Genomic DNA, 18,859 nt, shown 5'->3' with positions numbered 1-18,859 from the left:
ATTTTCCGGAAGGCGATGCAAACCTAGGACAGAATATTCCCGACAGCAATTTCAGAAGGTGCACAAAAGGTCAACGGGATGGGAAAAGGAGTATACAAAAGGTGTACATGCCTGAAAAATCTCTATTATGTTTTATTCCAGACCGGATAAATTATATTTCCTACCCAAACTGTAAAAAAACAGAATGGATATTTTGAGGGAATTGCGAAGTAAAAGCAATAGGTCTTTTAAACAGAAATATTATCTGAAAGCCATTAAGAAGCTCTTAATTCCAACTACCCGGTAATTAGAAAAACGTGGTAAAGGAAATATTTAAGCAATACTTGTCCCGCATTTGCCAAGCCAATTGCTGGATCTGACAAGCAAGATGTCATTGTGATTGGTTATTATTCCCGCGACAAAAGTCAGGATGAACGTGATAAAGGTTTTTTGTCTTTGAACCCTTTGATAAATGTCATTTCATATTTACCACAACTATCTTGACTGAATGGGAGAGAAGCCCGTGCTTTTTTACAGCAGGCGCAAAGACCGTGTATTAATTACGATTTTTTAGTCAGGGAAACTATTTTTTTGAAGCCTGTTGTGGTCAGGAAAGCAATTAAACCCACCGCCAGACCAATCCCAAACTCCTTCACCGTGGCAGGAAGTTCTGGTAAAAAATGGTGTAAGTATTCAATGTTATGAACAAAAATCCCACCTGAAACCAAAATTAAAGCAACCGTTCCCACAGCACCTAATATTTTTATCATAACAGGAAGGGACTTAACCAGCAGATGACCTAATACTGAAAAGAAACCTTTATCATTTGATTTTTTAATCAGTTTAAAGCCAGCATCATCCGTTCTCACGATGAGTGCAACTATGCCGTAAACACCTACTGTTGCGAGCAATGCCACCGCAGAAACCGTTACTATCTGAATAGTTAAGGTCTGTTCAACAACGCTTCCCAATGCAATGATCACGATCTCAATTGACAGGATAAAGTCGGTCGTTACAGCTGATTTTATTTTTTTCTTTTCATTGTCTGCGTCGGCAGCACCACTTTCCGGTTCAGCTTCTTTTATGGTTTCATGTTCCTTTTTTGCAGGATGGAAAAAGTATTCTACAATTTTTTCAACACCTTCATAAGCCAGGTACAGCCCTCCCAATAGTAGGATGAATTTGATTGCTGCCGGAAAGAACACATTTAATAGTAATGCAACAGGAACAATAATAAGTTTATTGAGCAGCGAGCCTTTGGTAATCGACCACAATACAGGCAATTCCCGTTCGGACAGAAAACCGGTAGCTTTCTCAGCATTCACGGCCAGATCATCACCCAGGATTCCCGCAGTTTTGCGTGTTGCTACTTTCGTTGCCAATGCAACATCGTCCATTAAAAAAGCTATATCATCTAAAATCGCAAAAAATCCTGATGCCATATTGTGTTTGACTGGTATGAATATTTCAAAAATTCAGCCCTGTTTAGTTAGTTAAAATTTTTCAAATGCCTGATATGTGCACGAAGGTAATAAACAGGTAGCATATAAATTTCATCATTGTGTTCTCCATGTTACCAGTGAATGACAATATAATATTTCTCCGTTTTATTTTGTCAGTCAATTAGGACTTTTTATGTAAGATTAAACTTTCTGATAGCTGTGGCCTGATTTTTTTACACTATACGAGGAAATAAAAACTTCTTTTGTTATCGGTTTAATAATACTATTTAATGAAAAAGAAACATAAGGCCGATTCCCCGACTCCCTGGGAACGGCTTATTGGCATGCTTTATGTCGAAAGAACTACAATTAACTATATTTTTATTTACGCCATATTAATTGGTTTGATCGGCCTTTCTCTTCCTCTGGGAACCACAGCCGTTTTCAATTTTCTTTCCAATGGTGCCTTGTACAGCTCGACCTATCTTTTGATCGGTGTCGTTCTTCTTGGTGTGGCTGTCGGAGGATTTCTTTTGATCGCGCAGCTTTCGCTGGTGGAAATGCTGGAACAGAAAATTTTTGCCAAGGCAACACTGGAATTTGCATACCGCTTTCCCCGAATTAAGCAAAAGGAATTTGACGGCGAAAATCCCGCAGAACTTGTAAACCGCTTTTTTGATGTGATCACGATCCAGAAAGGACTTACAAAACTACTGGTGGATGTAGTGGCTGCGGCGGTACAGATCTTTTTTGCTGCTATCCTGCTTTCGTTTTATCACCCGGTTTTCATGGTTTTCGGGATTTTTACTGTTTTGGTAATCCTGTTGATGTTAGCGTTATTTTATAAGGTAGGCGTTAAAACCAGCATTGAGGAATCCGAACACAAATACGAAGTCGTTGCTTACCTCGAGCAGGTGGCAGCTGATCTGGATCAGTACCGCAACCAGCCGGAGAAACTAAGCTCGGTAATTTTGAAAACAGACCAGATTACGGCCAAATACTTAAAAGCCCGCAATGATCATTTCAGAATATTAAGAAAGTTTTTTGCAAGCTCAGTGGCACTCCGGACAATTCTGATGGGAGGGCTTTTACTGCTGGGTTCGTATTATGTAGTCGAGCGTCAGATGACGCTGGGGCAATTTGTAGCCGCTGAGGTGATCATTGTCCAGATCAGTTATGCAGTTGAAAAATTTATGACCAGTTTGAATACTATTTTTGATATGGTAACCGGCAGTGAAAAACTGGCAGCGGTTACTGATCTGGAACTTGAAGAAAGTGAGGTGGCACATGACTAGTGAAGCAAAGAATTACTTCGAAAATGGAAAATGGGAAGAACTTGGTGTGCTTTCCGGCCGGCAGATACTTACTACCCGTGGCCCCCGGCTTCTGGGGCGTATTATGCTGTTATTATTGTTGCTGTTTATTATTATCCTGTTTCTTCCCTGGCGGCAGACAATTCCGGGGCGGGGATATGTTACAGCCTTAAGGCCCGAAGACAGGCCTCAGAATGTGCAGAACCAGATTGGCGGACGAATTGAACATTGGGCGGTTAGAGAAGGGCAAAAGGTAAAGAAAGGAGATACACTGCTGATTATTTCTGAAACGAGCCAATCCTATTTTGATCCTGAGTTGCCCGAACGCCTTCAGGAGCAACTCACAGCAAAAGAAGGCAGTGAAAATGCGGCATCCCAGAAAATGCAGGCAACTTCTGCACAGATCCGTGCTATGACTAGAGGTTTGGAGATCAAACTTACGTCCGCAAGAAATAAGGTACTTCAGGCCGAGAACAACGTGCAGATAGACAGCGCTGACCTGGTAGCTATCCGTAAGTTTTACGAAATCAGTAAGGCAAGGCTCGTACGGTACGAGTCGGGTTATCAGAGCGGGCTCTTTTCATTGACCGATATTGAGTCGCGCAGGCTTAAGCTTCAGGAGGATAATGCAAAGGTGATCAGCCAGCAGAACAAATTAAATAACGCTGTACAATCCCTGCGTAACGCCAAAATAGAACTGGATAACATTCAGGCCGAGTATCAGCAGTCACTGGCCAAAGCACAATCGGATTTGAGCTCTGCATTGTCAGGTAAAGTAGGTGTGCAGGGAGAAATAGCCAAGCTCAGGAATGAAATCTCCAATACAAATATCCGGAGAAGTTTGTACGTGGTGCGGGCTCCTCAGAGCGGGTTCGTGGTGAAAACATTGAAAGCCGGGATTGGTGAAAATATCAAAGAAGGGGAATCTATCGTCACATTACAGCCGGAATCTCCACTGGTAGCGGCGGAAATTTATGTTGATGCCATGGACGTACCACTTATCCTGGATAACAGCGAGGTGCGCTTACAGTTTGAAGGCTGGCCTTCGGTTCAGTTTTCAGGTTGGCCGTCTGTTGCTGTTGGTACATTTTCAGGAAAAGTTTCTGTGATAGACCTTGTCAGTAGTAAAGGAGGCAAATACCGGCTACTGGTCAGGCCAACAAGTCCCGCTCCTGCAAAGGATCAGCCATGGCCGGAACAGCTTCGTCAGGGATCCGGAGTATATGGCCGGGTTATACTCCGGTCGGTTCCTCTCTGGTACGAAATGTGGCGTCAGCTTAACGGTTTTCCTCCTAGTCTGGATGCTGAACCAGAAGTTCAGCCAGGAACCCGGTAAAGAGATAAAGTTAATAACAGAGCTTAAAATGAGGTATCTTAATAGAAAAATACTGGCAATATGCCTTTTGATGGTCATAAGTGTAACCAAAAGTGTTTCGCAGCAGCGAACCACTTTGGATTCGGGCCGGATATTTACCCTGAAAGACCTGGAAGAGCTTGTGTTTTTCAACCATCCTATTGTAAAACAGGCCGGCCTTCTAAGTGAGGAGGCCAAGGCAAAAGTAGTGACAGCCTGGGGTGAATTTGATCCGGCATTAAAAAGCAATTTTAGCAGGAAAATTTTTGGCGGCAGCGAATATTATAACAAATGGTCCAACGAATTGAAAGTGCCTTTATGGCTTGCGGGAGCTGATCTTAAAATCGGTTATGACCGGAACGTAGGCACTTATACCAATCCGGAGACGCAGACAGGTGTACCCGGACTAACCGGCCTTGGCCTTAATATCCCCATTGGGCAAGGCCTGCTGGTTGATTCAAGAAGAAATACGTTAAGGCAGTCCAGGGTCATGGTGGATTATGCAGAAGCACAAAAGATACAGCAAATTAATAAAGTATGGTTTGATGCGGTGAAAGACTACTGGAACTGGTTTTATGCTTACAGGCAGTACGAGCTGATCCGTGAAGGGACAGATCTGGCGATAACCCGGTATCAGGCTATCCGGAATCAGACCCTGATGGGCGATAAACCTGCCATAGATTCGATTGAAGCAGCTATTACAGTTCAGGAGCGGAGTCTTCAGCTTGAAAAAATGACTATGGAGCTGGCCAATACCCGGCTGGTTCTGTCAAACCATCTTTGGAGCGAAAAGGCTGATCCTTTGGAATTGCCACTGGAAGCTGTTCCCCAGCCGGCCGATCAATTACCAGTCCGGATAGTAAAGACACAAATTGATACTCTGGTCAGCAGCGGATTAAATGACCACCCGCAATTATCCATGCTAAAATACAAGGGAATGCAGCTGGAGTGGGAGCGGAGATACAGAAAGGAAATGCTTAAACCTAAGCTGAACATCAGCGGTTCCCTGCTTACGAGCCGTAATGGTTTTAATGGACGGGTGCCTGATAATTATGAACTGCAGTGGAGCAATTACAAGGTTGGTGTTGATTTCAGCTTTCCTTTATTCCTGCGTGAACAGCGGGGGAAGCTTCGCGAAGTCCAGGTAAAACAATGGTCATTAAAATACGATGTCCAGCAGACAGGCAGGGAAATACGGACTAATATTATGAGTGCCTATAATGTGTTAAAGGCTTACGAAGCACAGCTGACACTTCAGGCCAGGAGTATCGACAATCAGCAGCTTTTAGTATCGGGGGAACTTGCCAAGTTTGATTTAGGAGAGAGCACACTTTTTTTAATCAATAGCCGGGAGACTAAATTAATTGATATGAGGATTAAAATGGCAGAAATTATTTCTGGATATCAAAAAACGATTGCAGAAATTTATTATGCCGCAGGTACTTCTCAAAGTGGCATGAATCGCGGTAATTTGTAATATCTCGTAATCATTTCCTTTCCGCACAAGTCTCCTGTAATTGATTTGCTGTAAATCATCGGTTTTTATTTAACCCATACAGGCTCATGGTATTGAATCAAACACTTAATATCAGAAAACTTTACATGCCGGTACAGCCAACGGTTAGCAAATCTGCGGAGCAGGTATTGTACACTGAATTTCTGCCGGATGAGTTACTGCAAAACCATATACTGTGCTATTGGGAATTAAAAACCTGTCAGCCACTCAACGCGCCCTTCACATACCAGGTGGTTGCAGATGGTTGCATTGATATCTATTTTGATCTGACAGATCCAAGGGAAAATTTTGTTATGGGTTTTTGTAAAAATTATACGGAATTTCCACTGGAAAACGAGTTTCATTATGTGGGTGTAAGATTTCTGCCGGCCATGTTTCCAGTGCTTTTTAAGGTTAATGCATCAGAATTGAGTAATCGCTGGGAATATCTGAACGTTGTTTTACCGGAAACAGCCAGTTTCATTTCACAAGAGTTTTATAACGAAATGACTTCGGAGCAGATCAAAACGGTCTTTGACCAATACTTTAACCAGATACTTTCCCAAAGCGTCACAGAGCCTGATCCAAGACTGTTGAATGCAGTTTCAATAATCCTCGAAAATTTTGGTGTACTTCATGTTGAATCAGATCTTGACGTGGGTGTAAGTGTTCGGCAACTGCGTCGACTTTTTGAGTTTTACATTGGCAGCTCAGCCAAAACATTCAGTCAGGTGGTGCGGTTTCAAAATATACTTCGTGCGAAACCTTCGCAGCAGAGCCTTCGTGAAAACAAACTTGTTTTCGATGCCGGTTATTATGACCAGGCACATTTTATCAAGGAATTCAAAAACTTCTATGGTGTTACACCCTCCAGGGCTTTCGGAAGGTAGATTTTGTCCGTTTTTTACAATGTTCTTTTTGCCCGTGCAACGACCTTTGTATAGCACATTCAATCATTAAGAATATGAAAACCAAAACGATTTTAGTCCTTTTAATTGCGATTTGCTTTTCTACACGGGTTATTTCCCAAACCAGTAAATCATCTAAACCAAAAAACACAATGAAACTGAACGCAGGAATTATTACTTCAAAAATTGCTGAAACAAAGTCCTTTTACACAGAAAAACTGGGCTTTGGTGTAACATTTGAAAACGAATTTTACCTGTTGCTGCATACCCCGGATCAAAGTGCTGAAATTAGTTTTCTTTTGCCGGAACATCCATCCCAGCAGGCGCTTTTTCACAAGCCATTTACTGGTCATGGAGTTTACCTGACTATCGAAACAGACGATGTTGACAAACTATATGAAGAGATTAAGAAAAAAGGTGTCAAAATATCGGTTGAATTAAGAGACGAACCCTGGGGAGACCGGCATTTCGCAATAACAGACCCTAATGGAGTTGCAATAGATCTGGTGAAATACGTGCCACAGAAGAAATGAGAGCTTTAAAGCATATATTTTGTCGTCCAGTCTCGGGAATTTTACCGATAACAGGTTTTATCCTTTGGCTCAGGCTAAAAATGAATGAAATCAAAGACAAAATTACTCGTGAGTTTATGATCTGGCTGGAGAGAATTGGTAGTTATAACCATTCTCTCCAGCCAAAAACAAGTTAAAAACCTGGTTATCAGAACTGGAAATAAATAAACGAACCTGTACTTTTCTGGGTGAGGATAATCAGGATCAGCATGAATGCCCATATAGTTCCCGAAAACCACCAGGGAAGCGATTGAAACAACCCTTTCACTGAACGGTTGCGCATATTCCAGTGACTAAAAATAAGCCCCATTGTAACGATGCCAATTTTGAACATATCCGGTGTACTCAGCATTTTAGGCCCCTGGGTGATAACACCAAACATGCATAATAATATCAGGATCGCGGAATCGAAATTCGGGGCCCGGAAAAATACCCAGGTAATATTTACCAGGAAAAAGGTTAGTAATGCCAGCAAAAAGTTCGAAGCATTTTTGCTGCGTATCGGTATGATAGTGGCCTGAAGTACCAACTCTTCAGCCATAGCAGGTTTGCGCCGTTTCTGTGACCAGACCTTCACGATTTTTTCAACACAAAGAAAGATTCCGTGTAGACCACCCCAAATAACAAAATTCCAGGATGCGCCATGCCACAAACCACCCAATAACATAGTGATCATTAGGTTAATATAGGTCTGAAAACGGCCAACGCGGTTTCCGCCCAGAGGAATATAAAGATAATCGCGCAGCCAGGTGGAAAGTGTTATATGCCAGCGGCGCCAGAAATCGGAGAAGCCTATCGACGCATAGGGATATTGGAAATTCTCGGGTAATTTGAAACCAAGGCACAATGAGACGCCAATCGCGCAAGTGGAATATCCACTGAAATCACAAAATATCTGTCCGGAAAACGCCAGTACCGCAGACCACGCATCGAGCGGGTTGACAGGAAATGGCAGGCTGAAAATTAGGTCCGAAGCTTCTGCAAGCCAGCCGTCGGCAATGACTACTTTGAGAAACAAACCCAATGTCAGTAAAAACAAGCCCCAGATCATTTGTTCGGAGCTGGCTTTTCGTGGCTGCTTGAATTGCGGTATTAAATCCTCGGGACGAACAATAGGGCCGGCTACCAGATGCGGAAAGTAAGTAACAAACAATGCAAAGTCTAAAATAGATGATTCCGGTTCGAACTTACGTCTGTATACGTCTATGGTGTAGGATAAGGTTACAAATGTATAGAAGGAAATCCCGACCGGTAAAATGATATCCGGTTTGGCTGCCTGGAATGCAACACCAAGCGAGTTCATCAGGATCGTAAAGTTTTCGAGCAGGAAGCCGCCATATTTAAAATAACTCAGCATGCCCAGGTTTAAAACCAGGCTGACTGCAAGCCAGAGCTTACGGCGGTTTTTTTCTTCTGTTACCGAAATCAGTTTGGCCATATAAAAATCAACTATTGTAGACAACCAAAGCAGTAATATAAAGGGTGGGTTCCACAATGCGTAAAAGAGGTAACTGGCAATTAAAAGATTGATCTTCTTTGTTTTCCAGGAAAACGGGAGATTGTGCAGCGTTAGCAGGAGCACAAAAAAAAGTACGAAACTATAAGAATTAAAAACCATGGCTAATTGTAATTTTAGAAATTGTTTTGAGATAATACATTTTGTAGCGGCCAGTTGGTTTTGGCCTCAATAATTCTGGTAAGATCTTTTGTGAAAGTCCTGGCATCAGCTGGTGCCAGATGTGACCACTCAGGACATTGATACCGGGAAAGCTCAGGGTAATCTGCAAAGTGGATGCCTGTCACACCGGTTTCCTTTAACAATCTATCCCAGTAAAGTTTTCGCGGATATGCCTTTTGCTCAGCTGCCCACACAGGGTCGCTGGACGGGAAACGGACAAAAATGACCCGGCCACCACGTGCTTTGATCTGGTTGACCGACCTGGCTACCGAATTGATGATGTTCGTCAGGGTATCACCTCCGGTACCCTGCTTTGTACTGAGAAGCCCGAGTTTTGTCCAAACACCCTGTATCTCATGCTGGGCACTTGTATCCTGAAGAAATCTGTTGGTAAAGGCCAATTGGCCGTTCGGGGAAGCATATTCCAGATCCATAGGGAAATTTGGGAATACAAAAACGCCGGGCCTGCTTTTGATGGGAAGCCTTTTCAGCATAGAGTTCAGTGAAAACCGTTCTTCGTCCAAAAATAAAAGATGATCTTCAAGCTTACGGCCTATGTGAAATCCTGCCTGCTGTGACAAGGACCATCGAGGATAATAATCAAGTCTTTTCTTTGCTGAACTTTCTGCAAATGAACCATCCGGCATGAAGAAAAGCATCTCCATAACATCGACAAGCACTGTCCCTTTGAAATCAGGATCATTGGCAAGATCGCTGAGAATAGGGCGTGGATTGGTTCCCACTATGCCCAGCTGAACAGGAGCTTTTCCGGTGATACTTTCCCAGGTTTCCAGGTCAATGTCAAACTTGGTACGTGAAGTGCCGACCAGGACCGGGCCTGCTGGTGAAGTATCATATACTTTTTTCTGGCACTGGCCCAAAGACTTTCATCATCATTGTATGACAATGTAAATTTTTGGAGGCGGAGATAAGATTCCCAACCGACGAGGGAAAGGATAACCAGTGTTCCCGCAAGGCAAACTGCTTTTAAATAATGTACTTTTTTCATGGCTGTTAAACATAATTAAATTGTAATCCATGGTATTTATCCATGGTTTTAAATTGGAAATCAATAAATTTTTTGCAAAAATATAAACGGGTTATAAATTATTTTAACCGGAAAATAACAGTGAAGAAAATTATTATTTAACGGTAATAAGCTATTAAAGAGTGAGTTAAATAGCGTTGTCCGATGCCATTTTCGATTCAAATTAAAAATGGCTTATACGATCCAAAATATGGATAGTATAAGCCATTGATTAATTTCCGAAACTGCTTATGGGGTCGGAGAAGACTTATTTGTGAAGCGATTAATTACAAATTCATACCGCCGGTCAGCTCAATTCGCTGGCCATTGACCCATTTGGCGTCTTCACTGCAAAGAAATGAAACCACGCCGCCAACGTCGTCCGGTAAGCCGACGCGACCAAGGGCAGTTGTAGCTGCCACATAGGCACGGATTTCGGGTGTATCCTCCATTGCGCCTCCGCCAAAAATTGCACCAGGCGCGACGACATTAGCTGAAATTCCACGTGCTCCCAGTTCCAAAGCCAGAAACCTCGTGTATACATCGATCGCGCCCTTCATGATCCCATACGCAGACACGCCCGGGAAGCTGACACGTGATACTGCAGAGGAAATATTGATAATTCTTCCGCCGTCATGAAGATGGCTTAAGGCCTTTTGCGTAAGAAAATAAACCCCTTTTAAGTGAATATTCATCATTTCATCGAACTGCGCTTCGGTAGTTTCCGTGACAGGAGCCGTAAGACTGGTTCCGGCGTTATTGATGAGAAAATCGAAGCGGTCTGTGCCAAAAGTTGTTTTCAATTCGGCAGCAGCCTGCAGGAAGAATTCGTCAAAACTGCTCGTGTCTGCGGTATTGAGCGGCAAGGCAACTGCCTTCCTTCCAAGTAATTTTATAGCAGCCACAGTTTTCTCTGCTTCGGCCAGGTTGCTGCGATAGGTCAGTAAAATATCAACGCCTTTTTTTGCCAGGCTTATTGCAATGTCTTTGCCGATTCCACGGCTTCCACCGGTTACTAATGCGATTTTTTGAGTTATCATGAGCCTTTTTGTACGGATTAAAAAACAATACAAATGTCCGCCTGATGATAATCGTTTTGTTTGTTCCAGTCAATCAGTTTTATGTATAATTCAAACTTTTTACCTGGTTCCTAAAAGCGCCGGGAGAAAAAGAAGTTTCATTTTTAAAGAATTTTGCAAAATGTGCAAAATCAGAAAAACCCAGGCTGTCGGCAATTTCAGCTATTGTCCAGTTGGTATGGCGTAGCAATGCCCTGGCTTCCTGTAGTAACCTTCCGGCAATGAGCTCAGTTGTAGTCAGGCCGGTGGTTTCTTTAAGTACCTTATTTAAATGATTGATATGTACTGCCAGTTGGTCGGCGTACTGTTTTGCCGTACGCAGGGTTACTTTCTGTTGCGGGCTTTCGAGTGGAAATTGTCTTTCAAGTAATTCCAGAAACAGGGATGTAGTCCGTGCCGGAGCGCTGTGATTGGGATGAAGCATGACGGTAGACTGTAACTTCTGCCCGAGGTGGATCAGTTCGAGCGTGTAGGCCCGGAGCAGGTCATACTTATATGCATAATTGGAGGCTATTTCAGCTTCCATGTTCTTGAAAATACTTTGTGCCCTGGCAATATCGGAATCTGAGAGTGAGTAAACAGGATGTTCGGGCGACTTGAAAATGGGAAGTTCGTCCAGTATAACACCGCTTCTTGCAGGATGAAGAAATTCTGCTGTAAATACGCAGAACTGTCCGGTTTGCCGGCCTGTCGGTGACCAGTAAAAGGGGCTCTTCGGTGTTGTAAAAATAAGTGTCGGCTGTGAGATTTCAACTGACATATCCGGATACTCAGCCACTGAGCTGCCTGTGAGAAAACTGATTTTGTAGAATGCACGGGAAGCGCAGGAGACCGTCGGCTTTTCAAGCACTGGCTGCAAGATATCCGTCAGATTGAATACATTAAAATGCCCTACTTCCTGCTGGATCCCTTCCGGTAACAATGCACTCAGATCTGTTGAGGAACCGTTGGAAAACCGGGAGCATAGTTCTTCAAAAGAGGTCGTGTTCATGATTGTTTTATGTAAAAAACAAATATACTTAAAAATTTTACATAAGTGTTTAAGCTCTGGTGTTCCGGAAAGTTACTTTGGCAAAAGCGGGATTTTGAGTAATTTATAAATGAATAGGACGTATATATATTGATGTTTTTCTCTCAATCTATAATGAATTTTCAAACGCTACTCCGGTAGGACAGGATCCCAGGTATCTCTGGTTTTTGGATCTTCCATCTGAACACCCCAATCAAACATCGCCTTTAATATCGGGATAAGCGTCTTTCCGCGCTCAGTTAATTCTTTCCGTTGTATAAGGGAAATCTCAGTCTAAAATGGACCGATATAATTTTGTTATTTGCTATTGCTCAAAATCTCATAATCATTCAACCTGTATGGGTCAGCTGCATGTTCAGACTGGGCTCAAATTTTTTCCAATACGACAATTTTCAGCATCCCGGTCATTTGAGTATATCAATAATTACAAAAAGCCACCGGATGAAATCTTAGCATCCGGTGGCTCTAAACTAAGCAATGTCCCAAACTTTTACTTTGATTTATAAAGTAAAAGCCGTGTCTTTTTTGTACCAGGTTCGTAAACTACTATGGCAGGATAGGTATTGGTAGCTACGATCTTTCTCACTTCTGCATTTGCCAAAGTGGAACTGCCTGTTAACTGCGTGATTGCTTTTCCTTCGTCAAATGTTTCGAACAGGCTTAATGAAGTTTGGTCACCGTTAATTGCCCCGCCAAACAGGATGTGGTTGGTATCATTGGGATCAACCCAAATCCCATAAATATAGGCATAAGGAAGTTTTGCGTTTTCTTCATCCGCTTTAAATATAAATTTGGTAGTTGTTCCCGTGACTTTTGTAAGAGCACCTTCCTGGCCTACATAAATACTGTTTCCCGAATAAGCGTTAGTCTGAAGTTCAACAGGCCTTCTGTTTCCAAAAACACTCATATCCACGACCTTGGTAAAATTGGATAATAAAACAGGATTTTTCGCGTCAATGTCGTATCTGCCAAGCCATGCATCATCCAGTGGGTTTTCACTTCCCTGGAAAATCTGGCTGGAATTATTGGGTAAAAAAACAATATTACTTTGGTAGCCAAAATACGAATCCATCGCATTATTCATTCGTTTCCAGTTTTTTCCGCCATCTGTAGAAACAGCGATCATGGCACCTCCTTCCAGATTGGCATAAATATGATCAGGATTATTTGGCCGGACAGCCATACTGACATAAGTTTCATATATATTATCCAGATCATTATGAACGGGTGATTCCGCTGCAGTCCAGGTTATCCCGCCGTCATTGGATATAAACAGTGATTTTTCAGTAGCATTTTCGCTCAATTTAATACCTGCAAAAAGCTTGTTACCAACCGTAGGATGCCTGAAAATACAGGAAACCTTCTTTCCCTCAAATCCGCTTCTTGACCATTCTTTTGTCGTAAGATTATTTTTCCACAAACCATCAGATGTCGCAACAAATACGAAATTGTTATTGTAAGCGGCCAATTGAAATTCGTTTGACGCAAATTCAGAATGGCCATCCACAGTTACCGGAATATATCCGTGATCAATAAGCGTACTGGTTCCTGGCTGCGGATTATCGTTGTCATTATCATCATTATTACAGCTTGCAGTAACCGATAAAAGTGTGATAAACAAAAAGGCTTGGACAATGTTTTTTCTTGATTTAATTTTCATGGTAGTAATTTCATTAAAATGAGTCATTGCCCCTTAGAGTTAAAATCAGGTAAAATGGTTGTAAAAGATTTCAGCTGATCGATAAGCACTGTATGAAATTTATGAACATTATCAATTGTTTTTAAAAAAATATAATAGCTCTTTAAAACATACTTAAATAGGGAAATGTGCTCTGTTTTAGCTTATTATGTATCTTAGTAATAAGTTAATGCATTATTTTATAATGAACCAATAAAGCGGTGACCGGTAATTTTTCAGATCAAAGATTTTTTTCAACGTCCTGAATGATAAATAAGGATCGGTATAACATAGGTTTTGAAAGTATGGAAAAACGAATAATATTCTTTCACGGTGGCGGGTCGAGGGAAGACTACGATGCGGACGAAAAGCTGGTCGCTTCGCTAAAATCACAATTAGGGCCGGAATACTCAATCCATTATCCTTTTTTGCCTGACAACGGGTCCCCGGACCTTGGCAGGCGCTTGCAGATCAGGCAAGAAATTTCTGTAAGTGCAGATAGTGTTATTTTGGCAGGCCACTCTCTTGGAGCTTCGATGTTACTGGCGTGCCTCTCAGAAAATGAGATCAAAACGGAGATTGACGGCGTTTTTCTGATTGCAACGCCTTTCTGGGATGGAGATGCCGATTGGGTTAAAGCCTTCAGATTGCAACCCGATTTTGCAAAACGAATTGATACAAAAATCCCTTTGTTTTTTTACCATTGTCTCGATGATGAAGAAGTCCCGGTTGCTCAAATGGCCATTTATAAAGAAGCACTTCCATGGGCCATTTTTCGCGAAATTGATACGGGTGGCCACCAGCTAAACAACGACCTCAGCGTTGTTGCAAAAGATATCAGATCACTTTTTAATTAGCAATTTTAAACAGGCTCTAAATGTTTCAAAAAATTAGACCTGATTATTTCATTGACTTAAATAACGAAGTGAATTTATGCCATTTAGCGGTTACCTGTTTGAAGCAATTGAGTTAATCCAGAGCCTGCCTCAGGTACGAGATAGCTTAACATTAATTACTATTGTAAGTAAGAATAGTTTTGCAAACTATTGGATTTGAAGAAAGTAGGGGAATGTGCCAATTTATTTCAGTAGCAAACGGATTGCATTTCCACTAGTCCAGCGACTGTAAAAATTTGTGAGCAGTATTCAATAAGTTTTTCTGTTTTTCAGTGTCCATTTTATCGAAGTTGCCCAGAAGCATGCCGATTCTTGGATTTTGTTGAAAAAAGCTCCTGTGCACATGCATGAAGCGCCAAAAGAGCGCATCCCATATTTCCTGCCACGGGCCTTTTTCATAATTACTCATTTTCATAATATAATTGCTGCCAGCTATATAAGGTTTGGTTGCCATCAGTCCGCCATCTGCAAACTGGCTCATGGCATATACATTGGGAACCATTACCCAGTCATAAGCATCAATGAACAATTCCATAAACCATTGATATACCTCATCCGGGTCAAATTCGCATAACAACATAAAATTTCCCAAAACCATCAGACGCTCAATATGATGGCAATAGCCCCTTTCCAGGACTTTCTTGATTGTACTGTCTACCGGCTCAATTCCCGTAGTTCCGTTATAAAAAGATTTCGGTATTTTCCGGGTAAAGTTCCAGTAGTTTTTTGTCCTCGAAACTGAACCTTTACATTCATAAAAACCACGCATGAATTCCCGCCAGCCAATCATCTGACGGATAAAACCTTCGGTCGTATTCAGCGGGATATTCTCCTGCTCTGCATATTCCAGTACGGCATCAATGATAGCCTGCGGTGTGATCAGCCCAACATTAAGCATTGGCGTTAACATGCTGTGATGTAAAATGCTTTCTTCCTTCACGATCGCATCTTCAAATGGCCCGAATTCCTGAAAGCGGCTTACAAGAAAATCTGTTAACCACTTTTTTGCTGCGTGGTGATTTCCCGGATAAAGCGAATATTTGGTCAGATGTCCGAGATTGTCGTTAAAATGTTCCTGAACGTAGGTTTTCGCTTCCTCATAAAATTCATTCGTTTCGGAATAACTAATGTGCGGCGGTTCTTTTTTGCGGGGATATTTCTTTCGGTTTTCAACATCATAGCTCCAAGCGCCACCTATCGGTTCATTTTTGTCATCAACCAGGATCTTACGTTTTTTTCGTTCCTGAATATAAAACTCGGTCTGGAAAAATTTCTTCTTTTTCTCCTGAAAAAATACACCCAACTCTTCCTTACTATTCAGAAATAAAGGATTTTGATACTGAATTATTTCTATGTTCGCTTTGCCTGCCGCTGAGGCCAGACGTTGCCCAAGCCAGTTGTCTGTCGGGTCAATATAATGTATGGTCTCAATGTTTTTTAATTTTAAATTAGCAACCATTTTTCGCACATCTGATAACGGGTCAGCTGATTCAATGTAAAAAACTTCTACATTTTTGGATTCCAGAAAAGCAGCGTACCATTTCATCGTTGCGCGGTGAAAAGCGATCTTTTGCTTATGAAACGCAAACTGTTTGAAATACAAGGCCTCTTCCAGCAGGTAAACCGGAAAACCGTTTTCTGCAACCGGGCTTTTTTCGAACAACTGATGAGGAAGAATAATGTTAACCGCTTTCATGTATTTTGTTTTCAGGAATGGTTATACAAATTTCATTCCCGGCTTCAGAATACTTTTTTATTAAAAACGGAGCCTGATTGCTTAGCTTATCGTCTAAATATTATGAATTGTTACATTTTGTAATCGTTTTGCTGACAGGTTACAAATAAACACCAGGTCACGGAACACTATTCTGGACCCAGTTCAAAGGGTTGTTCAAAAGAAAATGACCTGTATTTTTCTTTTTTAGAAATACATAAAGAGAATCATTGCCACGCCGGCCTGACAATATAAGATGGTCCGGGTCAGGCAAGGTATATGTAAGCTTAAAGTTGCGAACGCTGTCTTTTCTGAATTTGATCTGCAGGACATTTTGTATGGTATCTGCTTTGTAGTCAAAATAATCACGTCCATAACGTAGTGAGGTTCCCTGCGAAACACCGGACTTTATACTTCCTGCATTCCAGTCCTCAAAAACAAGGTTTTCCCACCGAAAAGTGTCAGCAGCTGTACGCATTACGTTCCGGCCGTTTACACGGAATTCTTCCACATTAAAGTATCCCGAAATAACGCCTTTTTCAGCACCCCAAACCAGGTTTCCTTTACTGTAAGTATTCATGTTTTCATAAAATGGCCACATCAGAAATGCAGCAATGAAAATCGTTTTTAAGGCAATCCTGGTAACCCGTTTCCATTTCTTTTTCAGGTTCAGGCCGGGGAAAGTAAGTTGAACGGGTATGTGTAAAATAAAGAAGCTCCAAAATTGCCGGATATTAGGAACCAGCAGGTAAATGCTCATGACAAGTAAAATACTGCTATACAATTTGACGGGAATATCAAAGAAAACATTCAGTGCCACCACGTGCGTTAAGACAGTTACCAGGATAAGTGCACCCAGTGAGCTTGTACGCCGGGACAATAACAGCAACCCGCCGAGCAGTTCGCAGAAGCCTGAGAAAATCTGATAGGAAGATGACGATCCGATAAACAGCCATGCAAGGCGCATTCGGGAATATTCTCCCAATGGGGTAATCAGCTGGCTTAGCGACGGGGAGGGCATCTGAAGGGGAAACAGTTTTATCAATCCGTAAACAAACATGGTCTTGGCCAGATAATACCGAATGATCACCTGAAGCCATGTATTGAGCAGGTCGTACCTTTTATTACGGCGGTCAGTTAAAGTCCATATAATGGTTCCGGCAAGTGAAATGACAAAAATAAGGCTGTAAATAATCCATGAGTCGATCGTATCACCACTTCCATTTGGGGTTATAATCAGGTCGGTATGCAGGATATGTTTTTTGACCAAACCGGTTAGCCAATCAAAAAAATCATAATATGGCTGGATAATTAAACCTAAATAATCGCCGACTACTGGCAACGATGCCGGCCAGCCCCATGGTTCAGCGTGCATTATCAGGAGAATAAAGAAAAACCGGAAAGCCAGTTTTTCATACCAGTTCCAGTTTTTGTTAGTTTCTTCAGTCGTTGAGGTCATTGAGAAAAAACGGTTGGCGCGTTGAGCAGGAAAACAAGGTACAAACCCATTAAAGCTGATAATGTATCCTAATTTACTTTCTTGGTATAATAATCTGAATTTAAGTTTCTGCTGTATTTATTCTGAGTGTATCAGGTGAAATGCCCGGATCACCAACTTTTTTGAAATCCTGGAATATGTTTGGTTTCATTACTTCATTGAATCAAAATCAACAACGAAAATAAATCCATCAAAATAAATACGCGTAAAAATGAACCTTCGTATCTAAACTCCGGTAAGGTGGAATGCGACTATTGATTGACCGGTATTGATCTCGGAATTTACATTTTTTTACTTTGTAAAAATTTTTGGCGAAAACTGAAAAACACATGAATGCAAACAAAGCTTTGTGGGAAAAAGGGGACTTCACGCGCCTCGCTGAAACCATGCGTGAAAGCGGAGAAGCACTGGTGGCAAAATTGGGGATCACCGACGGTATGGATGTTCTGGATCTTGGATGTGGAGATGGCACGACCGCTATACCGGCAGCCAGGCTTGGTGCAAATGTCCAGGGTGTCGACATTGCAAGAAACCTTGTTGAAGCCGGAAACGCCAGGGTAAAGGCGGAAGGGCTTACTAATATTACCTTTAGTGAAGGTGACGCAATAGATTTGCAGGGTATTGCAGATGAAACTTTTGATCTGGTTGTGAGCATTTTCGGTGCCATGTTCGCTCCCAAACCATTTGATGTGGCAAAGGAGATGTTCCGTGTTGTACGCCGTGGAGGGAAGATCGTCATGGGAAACTGGATACCGGGCGATCCGACACTGGTAGCCCAGATATTGAAAGTGAGCTCCGCTTACACGCCACCGCCGCCTGAAGGGTTTATAAGCCCGATGTTATGGGGTGTCGAAAAAGATGTGACAGAACGTTTTATTAGTGCAGGTGCCTTGAAAGAGAATATTTCATTTACCAGGGAAACATTTACATTTCAGGCTCCCTTTGCCCCGGCTATTTTTCTTGAAACTTTCAGAAATTACTATGGCCCCACGATGAACGCATTTGAAGCTGCGGAAAAAAATGGGAATGCTGCTGACTTACAGCATGAACTGGAAGTGTTGTTTGAAAGCCAGAACCAGAGTACAGATAAAAATACCACTTCCATACCTGCTACGTTCCTGAAAGTAACGGTTTTACGCTGATTGGACTCCCGGTATCCCGTCTTCGGTATGCGAAAGAATAAGCCGTTCATAATA

At 42.0% G+C, this 18,859-nt stretch carries 15 protein-coding genes; 7 read left to right on the top strand and 8 right to left on the bottom strand.

All coding sequences use genetic code 11. The features are described 5' to 3' along the window. Positions 1-539: 539 nt before the first annotated feature. Complete coding sequence (locus KZC02_RS04525; RefSeq protein ID WP_221393028.1) at positions 540-1,421, bottom strand: DUF808 family protein; 882 nt, start codon at positions 1,419-1,421, stop codon at positions 540-542. Positions 1,422-1,711: 290 nt separating this feature from the next. Here KZC02_RS04525 and KZC02_RS04520 point away from each other — a divergent pair, with 290 nt between their 5' ends. The 5 genes from KZC02_RS04520 to KZC02_RS04500 all read left to right on the top strand — a co-directional run bounded on the left by KZC02_RS04520 (position 1,712) and on the right by KZC02_RS04500 (position 7,024). Then, positions 1,712-2,716, top strand: a complete 1,005-nt coding sequence (locus KZC02_RS04520; RefSeq protein ID WP_221393027.1) for an ABC transporter transmembrane domain-containing protein — start codon at positions 1,712-1,714, stop codon at positions 2,714-2,716. After that, on the top strand, positions 2,709-4,070 hold the full coding sequence (locus tag KZC02_RS04515) for an HlyD family secretion protein (protein ID WP_221393026.1): 1,362 nt from the start codon (positions 2,709-2,711) through the stop codon (positions 4,068-4,070). The genes KZC02_RS04520 and KZC02_RS04515 overlap by 8 nt, the downstream gene beginning before the upstream one ends. A gap of 28 nt (positions 4,071-4,098) precedes the next feature. Further along, the gene (locus KZC02_RS04510; RefSeq protein ID WP_221393025.1) at positions 4,099-5,565 is read left to right on the top strand and encodes a TolC family protein; all 1,467 of its coding nucleotides are present in this window, start codon (positions 4,099-4,101) and stop codon (positions 5,563-5,565) included. An 86-nt stretch (positions 5,566-5,651) separates the two neighbouring features. Further along, positions 5,652-6,473, top strand: a complete 822-nt coding sequence (locus KZC02_RS04505) for a helix-turn-helix domain-containing protein (protein WP_229253990.1) — start codon at positions 5,652-5,654, stop codon at positions 6,471-6,473. A gap of 170 nt (positions 6,474-6,643) precedes the next feature. Then, entirely contained in the window at positions 6,644-7,024 is a 381-nt protein-coding gene (locus KZC02_RS04500; protein WP_221393024.1) for a VOC family protein, read from the top strand. Positions 7,025-7,211: 187 nt separating this feature from the next. On the opposite strand, the gene KZC02_RS04495 is transcribed toward KZC02_RS04500, so the two are convergent. From KZC02_RS04495 to KZC02_RS04475, 5 genes are all read right to left on the bottom strand, one after another. After that, on the bottom strand, positions 7,212-8,681 hold the full coding sequence (locus KZC02_RS04495; RefSeq protein ID WP_221393023.1) for an MBOAT family protein: 1,470 nt from the start codon (positions 8,679-8,681) through the stop codon (positions 7,212-7,214). 14 nt (positions 8,682-8,695) lie between these two features. After that, positions 8,696-9,622: a hypothetical protein gene (locus tag KZC02_RS04490; RefSeq protein ID WP_229253989.1), complete on the bottom strand. Its 927-nt coding sequence runs from the start codon at positions 9,620-9,622 to the stop codon at positions 8,696-8,698. 433 nt (positions 9,623-10,055) lie between these two features. Further along, complete coding sequence (locus KZC02_RS04485) at positions 10,056-10,808, bottom strand: SDR family NAD(P)-dependent oxidoreductase (protein WP_221393022.1); 753 nt, start codon at positions 10,806-10,808, stop codon at positions 10,056-10,058. A gap of 79 nt (positions 10,809-10,887) precedes the next feature. Then, positions 10,888-11,838 carry an AraC family transcriptional regulator gene (locus KZC02_RS04480; RefSeq protein WP_221393021.1) on the bottom strand — a complete coding sequence of 317 codons (951 nt, stop codon included), beginning with the start codon at positions 11,836-11,838 and terminating at the stop codon, positions 10,888-10,890. Positions 11,839-12,367: 529 nt separating this feature from the next. Further along, the gene (locus tag KZC02_RS04475) at positions 12,368-13,537 is read right to left on the bottom strand and encodes a glycoside hydrolase (RefSeq protein WP_221393020.1); all 1,170 of its coding nucleotides are present in this window, start codon (positions 13,535-13,537) and stop codon (positions 12,368-12,370) included. A gap of 323 nt (positions 13,538-13,860) precedes the next feature. Here KZC02_RS04475 and KZC02_RS04470 point away from each other — a divergent pair, with 323 nt between their 5' ends. Further along, complete coding sequence (locus tag KZC02_RS04470; protein WP_221393019.1) at positions 13,861-14,412, top strand: alpha/beta hydrolase; 552 nt, start codon at positions 13,861-13,863, stop codon at positions 14,410-14,412. 253 nt (positions 14,413-14,665) lie between these two features. Here KZC02_RS04470 and KZC02_RS04465 read toward each other — a convergent pair whose 3' ends face one another. Continuing rightward, positions 14,666-16,147, bottom strand: a complete 1,482-nt coding sequence (locus KZC02_RS04465; protein ID WP_221393018.1) for a cryptochrome/photolyase family protein — start codon at positions 16,145-16,147, stop codon at positions 14,666-14,668. A 157-nt stretch (positions 16,148-16,304) separates the two neighbouring features. Beyond that, a complete protein-coding gene (locus KZC02_RS04460; protein ID WP_221393017.1) occupies positions 16,305-17,624 on the bottom strand; it encodes a hypothetical protein in 1,320 nt (439 codons plus the stop codon). Positions 17,625-17,992: 368 nt separating this feature from the next. On the opposite strand from KZC02_RS04460, the gene KZC02_RS04455 reads away from it, so the two are divergent. Then, positions 17,993-18,805, top strand: a complete 813-nt coding sequence (locus KZC02_RS04455) for a class I SAM-dependent methyltransferase (RefSeq protein WP_221393016.1) — start codon at positions 17,993-17,995, stop codon at positions 18,803-18,805. The last annotated feature ends 54 nt before the right edge of the window (positions 18,806-18,859 follow it).

Source organism: Dyadobacter sp. NIV53, from assembly GCF_019711195.1.
Lineage (GTDB): Bacteria > Bacteroidota > Bacteroidia > Cytophagales > Spirosomataceae > Dyadobacter.
The sequence above is the reverse complement of the archived record's forward strand: the minus strand, read 5'-3'. Positions and strand labels throughout refer to the sequence as shown.